The organism is Nocardia lijiangensis NBRC 108240, assembly GCF_001613045.1.
GTDB classification, from domain to species: Bacteria; Actinomycetota; Actinomycetes; order Mycobacteriales; family Mycobacteriaceae; genus Nocardia; species Nocardia lijiangensis.
In genome coordinates this window covers 1-16,697 of record NZ_BDBP01000129.1, presented here as the reverse complement: position 1 = coordinate 16,697, position 16,697 = coordinate 1, and the positions used below count along the sequence as shown (strand labels likewise).

Annotated in this window: 3 protein-coding genes; all 3 read left to right on the top strand. The window is 70.6% G+C overall.

Annotation, left to right across the window (positions count from 1 at the left end; all coding sequences use genetic code 11):
* Nucleotides 1-85: 85 nt before the first annotated feature.
* The gene (locus NL1_RS33355) at nucleotides 86-9,292 is read left to right on the top strand and encodes a type I polyketide synthase (RefSeq protein ID WP_218024527.1); all 9,207 of its coding nucleotides are present in this window, start codon (nucleotides 86-88) and stop codon (nucleotides 9,290-9,292) included.
* Between the two features lie 6 nt (nucleotides 9,293-9,298).
* Nucleotides 9,299-15,727 (top strand): type I polyketide synthase, encoded by a 6,429-nt coding sequence (locus tag NL1_RS33350; protein ID WP_067848216.1) that lies wholly within the window; start codon nucleotides 9,299-9,301, stop codon nucleotides 15,725-15,727.
* A 101-nt stretch (nucleotides 15,728-15,828) separates the two neighbouring features.
* On the top strand, nucleotides 15,829-16,697 hold an 869-nt coding region (locus NL1_RS33345; RefSeq protein WP_174553508.1), incomplete at its 3' end, for a beta-ketoacyl synthase N-terminal-like domain-containing protein.

Here is a 16,697-nt window from a genome sequence, read left to right as displayed (position 1 = left end):
TCTCGAGCAGGCGCCGGACGTTCTCACAGCGGAGGCTCCGGCAGCGGACGACGCCGCGCACACTGCGGACCCGGAGACCCCGGAGGTGCTGGTACTGTCCGGACGCTCCGAGGGCGCGGTGCGCGACTCGGCGGCCGCGCTCGCCGCGCTGCTCGGCGACACGGGCGTGACACCGCGCGACGTCGCGTTCTCCCTCGCGCGACGAAGCGTGTTCGAGCACCGAGCCGTCGTTCTGGGCCCCGAGCGAGAAGAACTGGTCGCGGGTCTCACGGCGCTCGCGCGCGGCGGGTCCGGCGCGGAGGTGGTCCGAAGCGCTGTGACCGCGGGCAAGACAGGATGGCTGTTCACCGGTCAGGGATCGCAGCGGGTCGGCATGGGGCGCGAGCTGTACGGCCGATTCCCCGTATTCGCCGAGACGATCGATGTGATCTGTGCGCACTTCGATGATTTGCTGGGCGATTCGCTCCGCGAGGTGATGTTCAGCGACCCGAACGGCGTACTGGATTCGACCGTGTGGACGCAGGCGGCGTTGTTCGCGGTGGAGCTGGCGCTGGCGGCGCTACTGCGGTCATGGGGCGTCGAGCCCGACGTGGTCGCCGGACATTCGGTGGGCGGACTGGCCGCGGCCTGCGTGGCGGGAGTCATGACGCTCGCCGACGCCTGCGCCGTCGTGGCAGCCCGGGGACAGTTGATGCAGGCGACTGCCGAGGGCGCCATGGTGGCGGTGCGGGCGTCCGAGGCCGAGATCGCCGGATTGCTGACCGAGGTTGCGGGCGGCGAGGTTTCGATCGCCGCCGTTAACGGTCCGGAATCGGTGGTGATCTCGGGCGATCCCGAGGCCGTCGCCGCGCTCGCGGGCCGGTACGAGGATCGGCGTGTGCGCCGGCTGAACGTGAACCGCGCATTCCACTCGGCGCACATGGCGCCGGTCGTGGCGCAGCTGGAACAGGTGCTGGCGAGGGTCACCCTGTCGCCGCCGCGGATTCCGGTGGTCAGCGACAGCACCGGTGCGCTACTCACGGTGGAGCAAGCGACCTCGTCCCGATACTGGGCCGAGCATGTGCGCAAACCGGTACGGTTCGCCGACGCGGTCGCCGCGATGCGGGGACTCGGGGTTTCACGGTGTGCCGAGCTGGGACCGGACCCGGTGCTGACCGCCGTGCTCGGCGAGCTCCAGCCGATGTCGGCAAGCATGCTGCGGGCTGGCCGTGGCGAAATCCGCACGGCCCTGGCGGGATTGGCGCACCTGCACGTGCACGGCCACTCCGTGGACTGGTCGCGGGTGCTGCCGGGTGGACGTCGAATTCCGCTGCCCACCTACCCGTTCCAGCGCACCCACTATTGGCCGGCCACCGCCGGCCCCCAAGGTGACGCCGACGCGCTGGGGTTCGAGACGGTCGACCACGCGATCCTGTCCGCGATGACGGAGTTGCCCGGCGGCGCGGGCCATTTGTTCAGCGGACGTCTCACGGCGATCTCGCCGGTCTGGGTGCGAGAGCACGCTATTCACGGCACCCTGATCCTGCCGGGTGTGGCCTACCTGGACATGATGCTGCACATCGCCGGAGCTCTCGGCTGCGACCGTGTCGACGAGCTGACGCACTATGCGTTCATGGCGATTCCCGATCAGGGCGCCCTGCGGATTCGGGTGATCGTGGAGCCCGCGGACGCGGCGGGACGCCGTGCCTTCGCCGTGTATTCGCGCGCCGCGGACACTCATCCCGATGTGGACTGGACCCATCACGCGGGTGGCCTGCTGTCGGCAGGCGGCGCGGAACCGGATTTCGACCTGCGCGACTGGCCACCAGCCGGCGCGGAAGCCATCGATACGGTGGACTTCTACCGCGACGCCGCACAGGCGGGCCTCGGATACGGCCCGTACTTCTCCGGTCTGCGCCGGATCTGGTCCGTCGGCGACGAACGCTACGCGGAGGTGTGCCTGCCCGACGGGGCGAGCCCGAGTGGGTACGGGATACACCCCGGACTGCTCGACTCGGTGATCCAGCCGTCGGTCTTGGTGCCCGCCGAGGGCCCGCACGCACTGGATGTACGAGTGCCGTTCTCGTGGGGCGGCGCGGTGCTGCATGCCACCCGTGCCCCGCGCGTGCGCGTCCGCATCACACCGGTTACCGAGGGGGAAGTCCGGCTCGAGATCGCCGACGAGACCGGCGTCCCGGTGATGACCATCGACTCCCTCGTGCTGCGGGTGGTGAATCCCGAGCAGACCTCGGCGGCAGGCTCCGCCGGTGTCGACGGGCTGCATCAGGTGACGTGGGCGTCGCTGTCCGTCCCGGATTCGGTGAACACCGGCACGGTGGCCGTCCTCGGTGACTCGAACATGGCGACGGCCACGGGATGGGACAACTACGAAGACCTCGCAACGCTGGCCGCGGCCGTGGCGGGCGGGGCAGGCGCGCCGGAGTCCATCGTCGTGAGATTCCGGGCGGAGAGTGGCGACCCGGCCGAATCCGGGCGGCTGCTCGGTCACCGCGTGCTCGCACTCCTCCAAGGGGTGCTCGCACATCGGCTGACCTCGCGGGTTGTCGTCGTGACCGAAGGCGCGGTGACGCCGGTCCGAGACATCGGCGCGGCGTGTGTGTGGGGCATGGTCCGCTCGGCCCAGGCCGAGCATCCGGGCCGATTCATGTTGGTGGACATCGACGATCCCGACCGCCTGCGGCTGTTGTCCGGCGTGATCGCGACCGGGGAGCCGCAAGTGGCTATCCGCGACGCGGAATGCCGCGTGCCCCGACTGGCCCGGGTCGCGGCGACCGCGACGAGCCCGACGTGGCCTCGGGAGGGCACGGTCTTGATCACCGGCGGGACCGGCGCACTGGGCGTGGCCGTGGCGCGACACCTCGTCGTCGAGCACGGCGTCTCCCGGCTGTTGCTGGTGAGCAGACGCGGCGCGAAAGCTCCCGGCGCGACCGACATCGCGGCCGAGCTCGGCACGCTCGGCGCCGACGTCACGATTGCCGCGTGCGACCTCGCCGACCGGAGCGCGACATCCGACCTCCTTGCCGCACTCCCGGATTCGGCGCCGCTGCGCGCCGTCGTGCACTGCGCGGGCACCCTCGACGACGGCGTCGTGTCGGCGCTGACGCCGGAGCGGATCGACACGGTGCTCCGGTCGAAAGCGCACGGCGCCTGGAATCTGCACGAGCTCACCCGCGATCGAGAGCTGGACGCATTCGTGCTGTTCTCCTCGGCGATCGGCATCCTCGGCGGTCCAGGACAAGGCAACTACGCCGCGGCCAACGCCTTCCTGGACGCACTCGCCGAACACCGTGTGTCCCAGGGACTTCCCGGCCTGTCGCTGGCGTGGGGGCTGTGGGCGGACGAGGCGGGCATGGGCGGGCGGCTCGGTGCCCAGGACCTGGCACGCCTGGCGCGCACTGGCTTGGGCCCGCTGCCGACCCGACAGGCGATGGCGCTGCTCGACGCGTCCGTCGGCATGGACCGACCGGTGCTCGTCCCCGCGAAACTGGACCTGTCGGGCATCCAGGCCGCCGCCGACTCGGCGTCCGTGCTCCTGCGTGGGCTCGTGAAACAGCCGCGGAACCAGCAGTCCGCGTCCGACGACGCGACCCGGACTTCGTTGGCGCGAGACTTGGCCACGCTCGACGAGGCCGGCCGCATCGGACATCTGACGGACGTGCTCCGCGCCGAGGTCGCCACGGTACTCGGCCATGATGCCACCGCGTCGATCGATCCCCGTCAGCAGTTCAAGGCCCTCGGCTTCGATTCGCTCAGCGCGGTCGAATTGCGGAACACGCTCAACACGATCACCGGCTTGCGGCTTCCCGCGACGCTGCTTTTCGATTTCCCGACGCTGAATGACCTTGCCGCGCATCTGAATGTGGAACTCGCCGGTGCCCGGCCCGAGACCCGTGCGCCGGTGCGGCGTCGCGCCTCGACCGGTGACCCGGTGGTGATCGTCGGCGTCGGATGCCGTTTCCCCGGGGGAGTCGCCTCGGCCGACGACCTGTGGGACCTGGTGGCCGAGGGAGTCGACGCGGTGTCGGGCTTCCCCGTGAACCGAGGGTGGGATCCGGCAGTGGTCGATCCGTCGGGCGGCCCTGGCAAGTCGTATCTGGGCATCGGCGGTTTCGTGCACGACGCGGATCGGTTCGACGCGGAGTTCTTCGGGATCAGTCCGCGCGAGGCGCTGGCGATGGATCCGCAGCAGCGGGTGCTGCTCGAGGTGGCATGGGAGGCGTTGGAACACGCCGGAATCGATCCCTCCGGGTTGCGGGGGAGTGAGACCGGCGTATTCCTCGGCGTGGTGGGCCAGGAGTACGCGTCGCTGTCACGGGTGGGGTCGGAAGGCGTGGAGGGATATCTGCTGACCGGCACGACGGTCAGCGTGGCGTCGGGACGGGTTGCGTACGCCCTAGGGCTGGAAGGCCCCGCGGTGACGGTCGACACGGCGTGCTCGTCGTCGCTGGTTGCGCTGCACCAGGCCGCCGCGGCCTTGCGCGCGGGCGAGTGCAGCATGGCACTGGCCGGCGGGGTCGCGGTGCTGGCGACGCCGGGCATGTTCGTGGAGTTCTCGCGGCTGAACGGCCTCGCCGCCGACGGCCGGTGCAAATCGTTCGCCGACGCCGCGGACGGGACGACCTGGGCCGAAGGTGCGGGCGTGCTTGTGCTGGAACGTCTTTCGGACGCACGCAGGCTCGGTCACGAGGTGCTGGCCGTGGTGCGCGGTTCGGCGGTGAACCAGGACGGCGCCTCGAACGGATTGAGCGCACCGAATGGTCCGGCGCAACAGCGCGTGATTCGCGCGGCGCTGGCCGCGGCGGGGTTGGGCACATCGGACGTCGATGCGGTGGAGGCGCACGGAACCGGGACCCGGCTGGGCGATCCGATCGAGGCCCAAGCGATTCTGGCGACCTACGGTCAGCGTGGCGATGACGCGGAGCCGCTGTGGCTGGGCTCGCTGAAGTCGAATATCGGGCACGCGCAGGCGGCGGCGGGCATCGGCGGCGTGATCAAGATGGTCGAGGCGCTGCGCCGGGGCGTCCTGCCGAAGACGCTGCACGTGAACGTACCGTCGTCGCAAGTGGATTGGACGGCGGGGCGCGTCGAACTGCTCACCGAACCACGCGACTGGCCCGAGGTGGGCCGGTTGCGGCGGGCAGCGGTGTCGTCCTTCGGGATCAGCGGGACGAACGCCCACGTGATCCTCGAGCAGGCGCCCGCGCCCGTCGTCACCGATCCGGATCCCGGCGTCGAGGGCGATGCTCCCGGGCTGCCGGTCGCGTTGGCGCTGTCGGGGCGGTCGGAATCCGCGGTGCGCGCGGCAGCCGACCGGTTGGCCGGTGCGCTCCGGGCCGGTGCGGATCCACGGGACGCGGCATTGTCGCTGTCCCGGCGCACCATGTTCGACCACCGGGCCGTGGTGGTAGGCGACGGTCCGGACGAGCTGGTGGCCGAGCTGCGCGCGCTGGCCGTTGGCGATCCGAGTGCGGGTCCGTCCGTGGGCGCGGCGGATTCGGGGAAGTCGGCGTGGCTGTTCACGGGACAGGGCGCGCAGCGGCCAGGCATGGGTCATGAACTGTACGAGGCGTTTCCGGTCTTCGCCGAAGCGGTCGAGGAGGCGTGCGGCCATTTCGACGCATTGCTCGGCGGCTCGTTGCGCGAGGTGATCTTCGCCGAGGAGCCGGAGAGACTGGACTCGACGGTCTGGGCGCAGGCCGGTTTGTTCGCCGTCGAGCTGGGCCTTGCGGCGTTGTTGGACTCGTGGGGGCTGGCGCCCGATGTGGTCGTCGGACATTCGCTGGGCGGCCTGGTGGCCGCGCAGGTGGCCGGGGTGATGTCGGTGGCCGACGCCTGTGCGGTGGTCGCGGCCCGCGGACGGTTGATGGAAGCTGTCGGTGCGGGAGCGATGGCCTCGGTGTCGGCCTCCGAGGCGGACGTGGCCGCGCTACTTGCCGATGTCCCCGGGGTGTCGATCGCGGCGGTGAACGGCCCGGAGTCCGTGGTGGTGTCCGGCGGCAGAGACGCTGTGGCGCAGGTGCTGACACGATGTGCCGACCGCCGGACGCGATGGCTGCGTGTCGGCCGGGCTTTCCATTCGGCGCAGATGGATCCGGTGGTGGATCAGCTGGAACAGGTGTTCGCGGGCGTGACATTGTCGCCACCGCGGATTCCGGTCGTCAGCGACTGCACGGGCGAGTTGCTGTCGCCCGAACAGGCTATGTCGCCGCGATATTGGGCCGAGCACGTGCGGAGGCCGGTGCGCTTCGGCGACGCGGTGCGATGCCTGCGCACCCTGGGCGTCACCCGCTGCGTGGAGCTGGGGCCGGATCCGGCGTTGTCCGCGATGACCGGCGAGTCCGGCCCGGCATCGGTGGGACTGCTGCGTTCCGGGCGCCGAGAGGTGCGGACCGTGCTCGCGGCGTTGGCGCACCTGCACGTGCGCGGCCAGGCCGTGGACTGGCCACGGGTGCTGCCGGGCGGACGCGGAATTCCCCTGCCCACCTACCCGTTCCAGCGCAGCTCGTACTGGTTGATGTCGTCGTCGCAGCCGAGCGTGGCGACGGCGGGGCTGGCGGATACGGGTCACCCGCTGCTCGGAGCCGCCATCGAGATTCCCGGCAGCGGTGAAATCGTCTACACCGGAAGGCTTTCGGTGCAGTCGCAGCCCTGGATGGCCGAGCACGCCGTGCACGGCATCGTCGTGCTGCCCGGGGTCGCCTACGTCGACCTCCTGCTCGGCGTCGGCGCGGATATCGGCGCGCGGCACATCGAGGAACTGGTGCACCATCGGCTGCTCACCATGCCCGAGAACCGGGCGCGGCTGCTGCGGGTGACCGTCACAGCCGCGGATACGTCCGGAACTCGCCATGTCGCGATGTATTCGCGCGCCGAGGACGCGGCCCCGGGCGCCGAGTGGGCAGAGCACGCCACGGCGGTACTGTCGTCCGGCGCGAGTGTCCCGACGATGGATTTCCCGGACTGGCCACCGGCCGGATGCGCGCAAGTCGACGTCGCCGAGTTCTACCGGCGACTGGAGGGGCTCGGGTTCGACTACGGGCCGATCTTCCAGGGCGTCCGCGCATGCTGGACCGAAGGCGACGTGACGTACGCCGAGATCACGCTCGCCGAGACCGTCGACGCGCAGTCGTTCGGATTGCATCCGGCGCTCCTGGATTCGGCTCTGCATCCGCTGATGATCTGGGAGCAGTCCGACAACGTCCGGCTGCCCTACTCCTGGCGCGGTGTCACCGCCTATGCCATGGGGCACACCGAAGTGCGTGTGCGGCTGCGGCGGACCGGTAAGGACACGCTCGCCCTCGATATCACCGACACGGCAGGCGAACCCGTCCTGCATGTCCATACGCTGACCACTCGGTCGGCGACGCCCAACCAGGTGGGTGCTGCGGCCCAGGTTTCGGCGCCGCTGTACGGCATGACCTGGGTTCCGGTGGCCGGTCCGGCGACAGGGCGCACCGGCGTCCGGTGGGCGGCGCTCGGTGACCCCTCCCTGGCGGCCGAGCTGCGCGCCGTCGGAATGGACGTCACCGATTACTGGGACCTCGAGTCCATCGTCGACTCGCCCGACTACCTTGTGGTGGCCGCATCCGGCGCGCTGCCGTCGCCGGATGGCGTGCACACCGAGGTCGCCGCCCAGTTGGCCACCGTGCAAAGCTATCTGGCCGGGGCGGCGGCCGGATCCCGGCTGGTCGTGCTCACCCGGCATGCCGTCGTGGTGGACGGCGACACCGCCGAGCCCGATCTGGCAGGTGCCGCGGTCTGGGGGCTGGTTCGGACGGCCCAGTCCGAGGAGCCGGACCGGATCCTGCTGGTCGATCACGATGGATCGCCGGCGGCGCTGCGCGCACTCGCGGCGGCGGTGGACAGCGGCGAGCCGCAGATCACGCTCCGGCACGGCGTGATCAGCGTCCCGCGCCTGGCGCCCGCAGCGATGATCCCCGACGCGCCTACGGAGTTCGACGCCGCGGGCACGGTGCTCGTCACCGGCGGCACGGGCGCGCTCGGCGCCGTCCTGGCTCGGCACCTGGTGCGTCATCGCGGCGCCCGCCATCTGCTCCTGCTGAGTAGACGCGGCCCGGATGCCGAGGGTGCGGCCGAACTCGTGGCCGAACTGGCCGCGGCGGGCGCCGAGGTGCGTGTCGTCGCGTGCGATGTCGCCGACCGCGCGGCGCTGGCCGCCGTGCTCGCGAGCATCCCGGCGGAGCATCCGCTGACCGATGTCATCCACACGGCGGGAGCGCTGGACGACGGCGCGATCACCTCGCTGACGCCGACGCGGCTGGCCGGTGTGCTCGCGCCGAAGGTGGATGCGGCATGGCATCTGCACGAACTCACCCGAGACGCCGATCTCTCGTCGTTCGTGGTCTTCTCCTCGATCGCCGGACTCATCGGCAACCGGGGACAGGGCAACTATGCGGCGGCCAACGCCTTCCTCGACGCCTTGGCGCAACACCGGCGCGCCCTCGGTCTGCCCGCGCAGTCGCTGGCGTGGGGCCTGTGGGAACAGGCCAGCCAGTTGACCTCCGGACTGGCCGAGGTGGATCTGGATCGATTGCGCCGCAGCGGGATTCGGCGGCTGCCGACGGACCAGGCGCTGCGCCTGTTCGACACGGCGTCCGTCTCGCCGAGCGCACTGCTGGTCCCCGCGCAGCTCGACCTCGACATGCTGAACCGCAACGACGGGCCGGTTCCCGCCGTGCTGCGCGGATTGGTTCGGACAACGAGCGCGCGAGCACGCACGCGGCCCGACCGAGGCGCGCGGCTGCGGGGGCAGTTGCACGGGCGCTCCGAGGCCGAACAGTCAGCGGTGCTGCTGGACCATGTGCGCACGGTGCTGGCCAACGTGCTCGGCCACAGGTCCACCGCTGCCGTCGACGCGCACCGCGGGTTCTCCGAGATGGGCGTGGATTCGCTCACGACCATCGAGCTGCGCAACCGGTTCACCGAGTCGACCGGGCTGCGCCTGCCGCTCAGCGCTCTGTTCGACTATCCGACCCCGGCCGGTCTCGCCGCGCATCTGCGTGCCGAATTGGCCATGGCCGCCATCGAAGCGCCGGACGCGGCGCCGCCGGAACTGCTCGTCGAGCTGAACCGGCTGGAGCAGTCGATCCAGCGGTCGGACCCGCGGGAGCGGGCCGAGCTGGCAGCGCGGTTGCGGGCGATGACAGCGCGGCTGGACGGAGCAGGCGAACCGGTCGGGGACGAGGTGCCCGCGTTCGAGAACGACGACGACATCTACGCCTTCATCGACAAACAGCTGGGGCTCGCCGAGCCGACCGCGGAGAAGGACTGAGCAGGCATGAGCAACGAGGACAAACTCCGCGACTACCTCACCCGCGTCACGGCGGAACTGCACCGCACGCGGCAGCGGCTCGACGAGATCGAATCCAAGAGCGCCGAACCGATCGCGGTGGTCGGCATCGGGTGCCGTTTCCCCGGCGGCGTCTCGTCGGCCGAGGGGCTCTGGCAGCTCGTGGCCGGTGCGGTGGACGCCGTTTCCGATTTTCCCGCCGATCGCTGCTGGCCGCTGGAGGAGTTGTTCGACGCCGATCCGGACGCGTCGGGCAAGACCTATACCCGCCAAGGCGGATTCCTGTTCGACGCACCACTTTTCGACGCCGCTTTCTTCGGCATCAACCCGCGCGAAGCGACCGCCATGGACCCACAGCAGCGCGTATTCCTCGAGGTCGTCTGGGAAGCGCTGGAGCATGCCGGTATCGATCCGGAGTCGTTGCGCGGCAGTAGGACCGGGGTGTTCGCTGGGATCTCCAGCCACGAATACGGGTCCTTCCGGCAGTGCGACGCCGACGAATTCGAGGGCTATCTGCTCACCGGCAGCACGTTGAGCATCGTGTCGGGCCGCGTCTCGTATGTGCTCGGATTGGAAGGGCCCGCGGTCAGCGTGGACACGGCGTGCTCGTCCTCGCTGGTGGCGATACACCAGGCGTGTCGGTCGCTGCGCCAAGGTGAGTGCACGATGGCGCTCGCGGGCGGGGCCGCCGTGATGGCGACGCCCGGGATGTTCGTCGAGTTCTCGCGGCAGCGCGGTCTGGCTCCGGATGGCCGATGCAAATCGTTCGCGAACTCCGCGGACGGAACGACCTGGGCCGAAGGCGCGGGTGTGCTGGTGCTGGAACGGCTTTCGGACGCGCGGCGGCTGGGTCACGAGGTGCTCGCGGTGGTGCGCGGGTCGGCGGTGAACCAGGACGGCGCGTCGAACGGGCTGACCGCGCCGAACGGTCCCGCGCAACAGCGGGTGATTCGCGCCGCACTGTCCGACGCGGGGTTGTCCACCACGGACGTGGACGCGGTGGAAGCGCACGGGACCGGCACGGCGTTGGGTGACCCGATCGAGGCGCAGGCGATTCTGGCGACCTACGGTCGGCGGCCTGCCGACGCGGAGCCGCTCTGGCTCGGGTCGCTGAAATCGAACATCGGCCATGCGCAGGCGGCCGCGGGCGTCGGCGGCGTGATCAAGATGATCGAGGCCATTCGACGCGGCATCGTGCCCGCCACCCTGCACGTGGACGAGCCGACTTCGAAGGTGGAGTGGGAAACCGGGCGGGTCGAGCTTGCGACGGAAACCAGGAAGTGGCCGCGCATCGGCCGTGCCCGGCGGGCGGGCGTGTCCTCGTTCGGGATCAGCGGGACGAATGCGCACGTGATCCTCGAACAAGCTCCGGAGCAAGCGCCGGACGCCGAGATCGACCTCGGACCGGGCGTCGATGGCGTCGAAACGTTGATGGCGTGGCTGATCTCAGGACGCGGCGCCGACGGCCTGCGTGGCCAAGCCGCGCGGTTGCGCGATTTCGTCTCGGCGGCACCGGAGACGGATCCGCGGTCGGTGGGCTGGGTGTTGCTGGGCCGCACCGGGTTCGACCATCGCGCCGTGGTGGTGGGACGAGACTCGACCGAGCTGGTCGCGGGATTGACCGCCGTCGCGGACGGAGCGACGGCGCCGGGTGTGCTGTCGGGCCGGGCGGGTGACGGCGGCAAGACCGCGGTGGTCTTCCCGGGCCAGGGATCGCAGTGGGTGGGAATGGGCCGAGACCTGTACGCGTCGTCGCCCGCCTTCGCGTCGGCCTTCGACGAGGTGTGCGATGTCGCCGACGAGTTGCTGGGATATTCGCTGCGCAGTGCGGTGTTCGGCGATGAGACGAGCCTGCTCGAATCGACGGCGTTCGCGCAGATCGGTTTGTTCGCGGTCGGCGTCGGACTGTTCGCGGTGCTGGAGTCCTGGGGCGTCGGGGTCGACTTCGTCATGGGGCACTCCGTGGGGGAGATCGTGGCCGCCCAGGTCGCCGGGATGATGTCGTTGCCGGACGCCGTGCGGTTGGTGGTGGCGCGCGGCCGGCTGATGGCCGAGCTGCCCGCCGGAGGCGCCATGGCCGCGGTCTCGGCGAGCGAGGCGGAGGTGCTCGAACTCCTTTCCGGCGTCGCCGATGTGGCCGTCGCGGCGGTGAACTCGCCGACGTCGATGGTGATCTCGGGCGACCGCTCGGCGGTGACGTCGGTCGTCGACCGATTGCGGGACGGAGGCAGCCGAGTGGGGTGGCTGCCGGTCTCGCACGCATTCCACTCGCCATCGATGGAGCCGATGCTCGCCGAGTTCGCCGATGTCGTCAAGGGATCGAGTTTCCGCGAACCGAGCATCCCGATCGTGTCGAACATCGATGCCTCGATCGGTCGCGACCTGAGCGATCCGGTCGACTACTGGGTGCGCCACGTTCGTGAGCCGGTGCGTTTCGCCGACGGCATCGCGGCCGTGCGGGCGGCGGGCGCGACGCGATTCGTCATCGCGGGCCCCGAGGGCGGATTGAGCGGCCTGATCCAGGATTGTCTGGCGGCGGCGGGCGGTGACACCGACGCGGGCACGGTGGTCGCCATGCTGCGGCGGGATCGCCCTGAGCTCGACACGGCCGTGGCCGCCGTGGCCGGGCTGTACGTCACCGGCGCCGAGGTCGATTGGGCGGCCGTGCTCCCCGGTGCGCCGGCGCGGAGAATCACGCTGCCTCCTTACGCGTTTCAGCGGCAGAGGTATTGGCTCAGCCCGAATTCCGGCGCGGGTGACGTGTCGGCATACGGATTGGGGTCGATCGACCACGCGGTGCTGGGAGCCGCTGTCGACTCGCCGGTCTCCGATGCCGTCGCGCTGACCGGCAGGCTGTCCGCGCACAGCCAGCCCTGGCTGGCCGACCACAGGGTCGGCGGGGTGGCGTTGCTGCCGGGCACGGCTTTCGTGGAACTGGCGCTGCGCGCAGGCACGGAAACCGGATGCCCCGTGGTGCAGGAGCTGATCTTGTCGGCGCCCCTGCCCATTCCCGACAGCGGTGGGGTTCGCATCCAGGTGGTAGTGGATGCCGCGGACGCGACCGGACGGCGATCGTTCGGCATCTTCGCGTGCCAGGACGGTCTCGACGGCGCCGATTGGGTGTCGCATGCGCAAGGCCGGTTAGCCCCCGAGACGGACCCGCGGCACGCGGCGTGGGCGGAAACGTCGTGGCCTCCCCCCGACGCGGAGGCGCTCGATGTCGCGGATGCGTATGGGCGACTGGCGGATTCCGGTTACGACTACGGTCCGATGTTCCAAGGGCTGCGCCGAGTGTGGCGGCGCGGGCGCGACCTGTTCGCGGACGTGGCGCTGCCCGCGCGGACGCCCACATCCGGTCGTCGATTCGGTGTCCATCCCGCGCTGCTCGATGCGGTCCTGCACGCTGTGCTGGTGGCCGACGGCATCGGATCGGGTGGCCGGGTCGCCTTGCCGTTCGCGTGGGAGGGCGTGCACCTGTTCACCGCCGACGTGCAGGCTGTCCGGGCCAGGATCGTGCGCGCCGGTGACGGCGCGGTGTCCGTCAGCCTGATCGGCGAGAACGGAATTCCGGTGCTGACCGCGGAATCGCTGCGCTATCGGGAAGTCTCGCTCCGGCAGCTCATCGCGGCGGCGGACCCGCTGCTCGTACTCGACTGGATTCCGGTGACCGTTCCCTCGACAGCGTCGGCGATGCCCGCCCCGGTGGTCCTCGATGCGCGCGTCGGCGGCGGCGCGGCCGGAGTGCCGCATCGCGCGCACGCGGTGGCCGCCGAGGTATTGGCCGCAGTGCAGGCATTGCCTGTCGGTGACGTGCTCGCGGTGGTCACCCGGGGCGCGATGTCGGTGGCGGGTGAGCCCGTGAGCGATCCGGCCAGTGCGGCGGTCTGGGGGTTGGTGCGGTCGGCGCAAGCGGAGGATCCCGGCCGATTCGTGCTGATCGACGTCGACGCGCAGGCGTCGCCGGCCGAACTCGCCGAGGCGGTCGCCGGCGCGGTGGCTGTCGGGGAGTCACAGATCGCGATCCGCGGCAGCGTCACCCATGTCGCGCGGTTGGTGCGCGAGTCCAGCCGCCCAGCGCTGGCCGTGCCGACGGACGGCCCGTGGCGGCTGGCTGTGGTGGAGCCGGGCACGCTCGACGGAGTCGGCTTGGTCGGCGACGCGGAGGGCGCCGGTGAACCGCTCGGGTCGCATCAGGTTCGCGTGGCGGTGCGGGCGATCGGCCTCAACTTCCGTGATGTGCTGATCTGCCTCGGGATGCGCCCGGAACACGAGGTGATGGGATCGGAGATGGCCGGTGTCGTCATCGAGGTGGGGTCCGAGGTGACCGGGATGGCCGTGGGCGACCGGGTGATGGGCTTGGTCACCGGCGGCGTCGGGCCGGTCGCGGTGACCGATCGTCGTCTGCTGACCGCGATTCCGGTCTCCTGGTCGTTCGTCGACGCGGCCGCGGTGCCGCTCGCCTTCCTGACCGCGTACTACGGCTTGCGTGATCTCGCCGGTGTGCGGGCCGGACAGCGGTTGCTGGTGCACGCGGCCACCGGCGGCGTCGGAACGGCGGCAGTGGCGTTGGCGCGCCACTGGGGACTCGAGGTCTTCGCCACCGCGAGCGTCGGCAAGTGGGATGTGCTGCGCGGCCGAGGTTTCGACGACGACCATCTCGCGGACTCGCGCACGTCGCTGTTCGAGGAGCGGTTCGCGTCGGTCACCGGAGGTCGTGGCATGGACGTCGTGCTGAATTCGTTGACCGGTGATTTCATCGACGCGTCGTTGCGGCTGTTGCCCGCGGGCGGACACTTCGTCGAGATCGGCAAGGCCGACATCCGCGCCGCCTCCGATATCGCCCGCGACTACCCCGGGGTGACCTACCAGGCGTTCGACCTGCTCGACGCCGGCGGGGATCGGATCGCGAGCATGCTCGACGACCTGGTCGAGATGTTCGACGCGGGCGTCCTGCCCCGGATGCCGGTGCGAACTTGGCCGGTGACGCGGGCGCACGAGGCGTTGCGGCACTTCGGTCAGGCCCGGCACATCGGCAAGATCGTACTCACCGTCCCGGCCGCGCCGGAGGCGGCCGTACCGGACGACGAGATCGCCAAGGGCACCGTGGTGATCACCGGCGGCACCGGCGGATTGGGCGCCGTGCTGGCACGTCATCTCACCGCGGTGCACGGGGTGCGGTCCGTGATCCTGGCGGGACGACGCGGCGCGGCGGCCGCCGGCGCGGCGGGACTCGAGGCGGAATTGGCCGCGGACGGCGTGCGGGTCGACGTGGCTGCCTGCGACGTCACCGACCCGGCGGCGGTCGGCCGACTGCTGGAACGGGTGCCCGCCGAGTTCCCTCTGGTGGGCGTCGTGCACGCGGCGGGAGTTCTCGACGACGGCATGATCGCCGCGTTGACGCCGGGCAGGCTGGATGCCGTGCTGGCGGCGAAGGTCGACGGCGCGTGGTGCCTGCACGAGGCCACGAAGGATCGGAATCTGGCCTTCTTCGTGCTGTTCTCGTCCGTGGCCGGTGTCGTCGGCACACCGGGACAGGGCAACTACGCCGCGGCGAACGCGTTCATGGACGGGTTCGCCCACTACCGACGGTCACAGGGCTTGCCCGCGACCTCCATCGCGTGGGGCCTGTGGGAGTCCGGCACCGGGATGGCCGGGCACCTGAACCGATCGGACACCGACAGATTGGCCCGCAGTGGATTCGCGGGGTTGTCGGATGCCGAAGGGCTCGCACTGTTCGATGCCGCGCTGGCCGAGGATCGGGTCGCGGTGGTGGCGACACGGCTGGACAGCGCCCGGCTGGCCGATGCCGCGCGTTCCGCCACCCTGCCGCCGCTGCTGAGCGAGCTGGCTCCCGCGACGCGATCGTCCGGGGCCGCAGCGGCGGGGCTGGGAAGGCGACTCATCGGGCTCGACACCGATCAGCGGGCACAGGTCGTACTGGACACCGTGTGCGGCGAGGTCGCGATCGTCCTCGGGCACCACGGTTCCCACGCGCTGGACGCCGACCGCAACTTCCGCGAACTCGGGATCGACTCGCTGACCGCGGTGGAGATCCGCAACCGGATCAACGCCGCGACCGGTCTGCAGCTGCCCACCACGCTGGTCTTCGACTACCCCACACCGCAGGCCCTCGCGGCCTACGTCGACGAGGAGGTTCGCGCCGCCGACCGGCCACCGGCCGCCACCGATGGCGCCGAGACGACGATTCGCGACGCGATGGAGCAGTTCGAAGCGGCATTGTCCGGCACCGCATGGAGCCCAGACGGCCACGCGCGCATCGCGCGCGAGATGGGCGAGCTGCTGACGGAGTGGTCCCGGCGGCACGGCGGCGAAGCGGAGACGAGTTCCGAGGGCGACTTGACGGCGATCGACGAAGACGAGCTCTTCGACATCCTCGACCGTGAGCTGGAGCTCTAGCCCGCACGGGACCCATGACGACGAGACAGCGAGATGTGTGGAATGACGAGAACCGGTGAGGATTCGAGCGAGAAGTCACCGGCGGTGCCGAGGTGAGCGGCGTGCCGGAGAACGAGAAATACCTCGACTACCTCAAGCGTGCGACGGCCAATCTGCGCGCGACGCGTCAGCGGCTGTCGGAGCTGGAATACCGGCTGTCGGAGCCGGTCGCGATCGTGGGCATGGGGTGTCGCCTTCCTGGTGGCGCTTCCTCGGCCGAGCGTTTGTGGGACGTGGTGGCCGGGGGCCGGGACGTGGTCGGGCCGTTCCCGGCCGACCGCGGTTGGGACAGTGCGATTTTCGATCCGGATCCGGCCGCGCAGGGCAAGACGTATACGCGCGAGGGTGGATTCGTCTACGACGTGGCGGAGTTCGACGCCGCCTTCTTCGGCATCGGTCCGCGTGAGGCGTTGGCGATGGATCCGCAGCAGCGGTTGCTTCTCGAGGTGACCTGGGAGGCGTTGGAGCACGCCGGAATCGATCCGTCCTCGCTGCGCGGCTCCGATACGGGCGTGTTCACCGGTGTGATCGACCAGAGCTACGGTGTCGGGTCGGGCGCCGAGGGCGACGTGGAGGGTTTCCAGCTGACCGGGTCGACGGCGAGTGTCGTGTCTGGCCGGGTGGCGTATGTGCTGGGTTTGGAAGGCCCTGCGGTCAGTGTGGATACGGCGTGTTCGTCGTCGTTGGTGGCGTTGCATCAGGCGGTCGGCGCGTTGCGCGCGGGGGAGTGCGGGCTCGCATTGGCGGGTGGGGTGACGGTGATGGCGTCGCCGCGGATCTTTGTGGAGTTCTCGCGGCAGCGTGGGTTGTCGGTGGATGGCCGTTGTCGGTCGTTTGCGGAGTCGGCTGGTGGTACGGGGTGGGCTGAGGGTGCGGGTGTGCTCGTGCTGGAGCGGCTTTCGGACGCGCAGCGGCTGGGTCACCGGGTGCT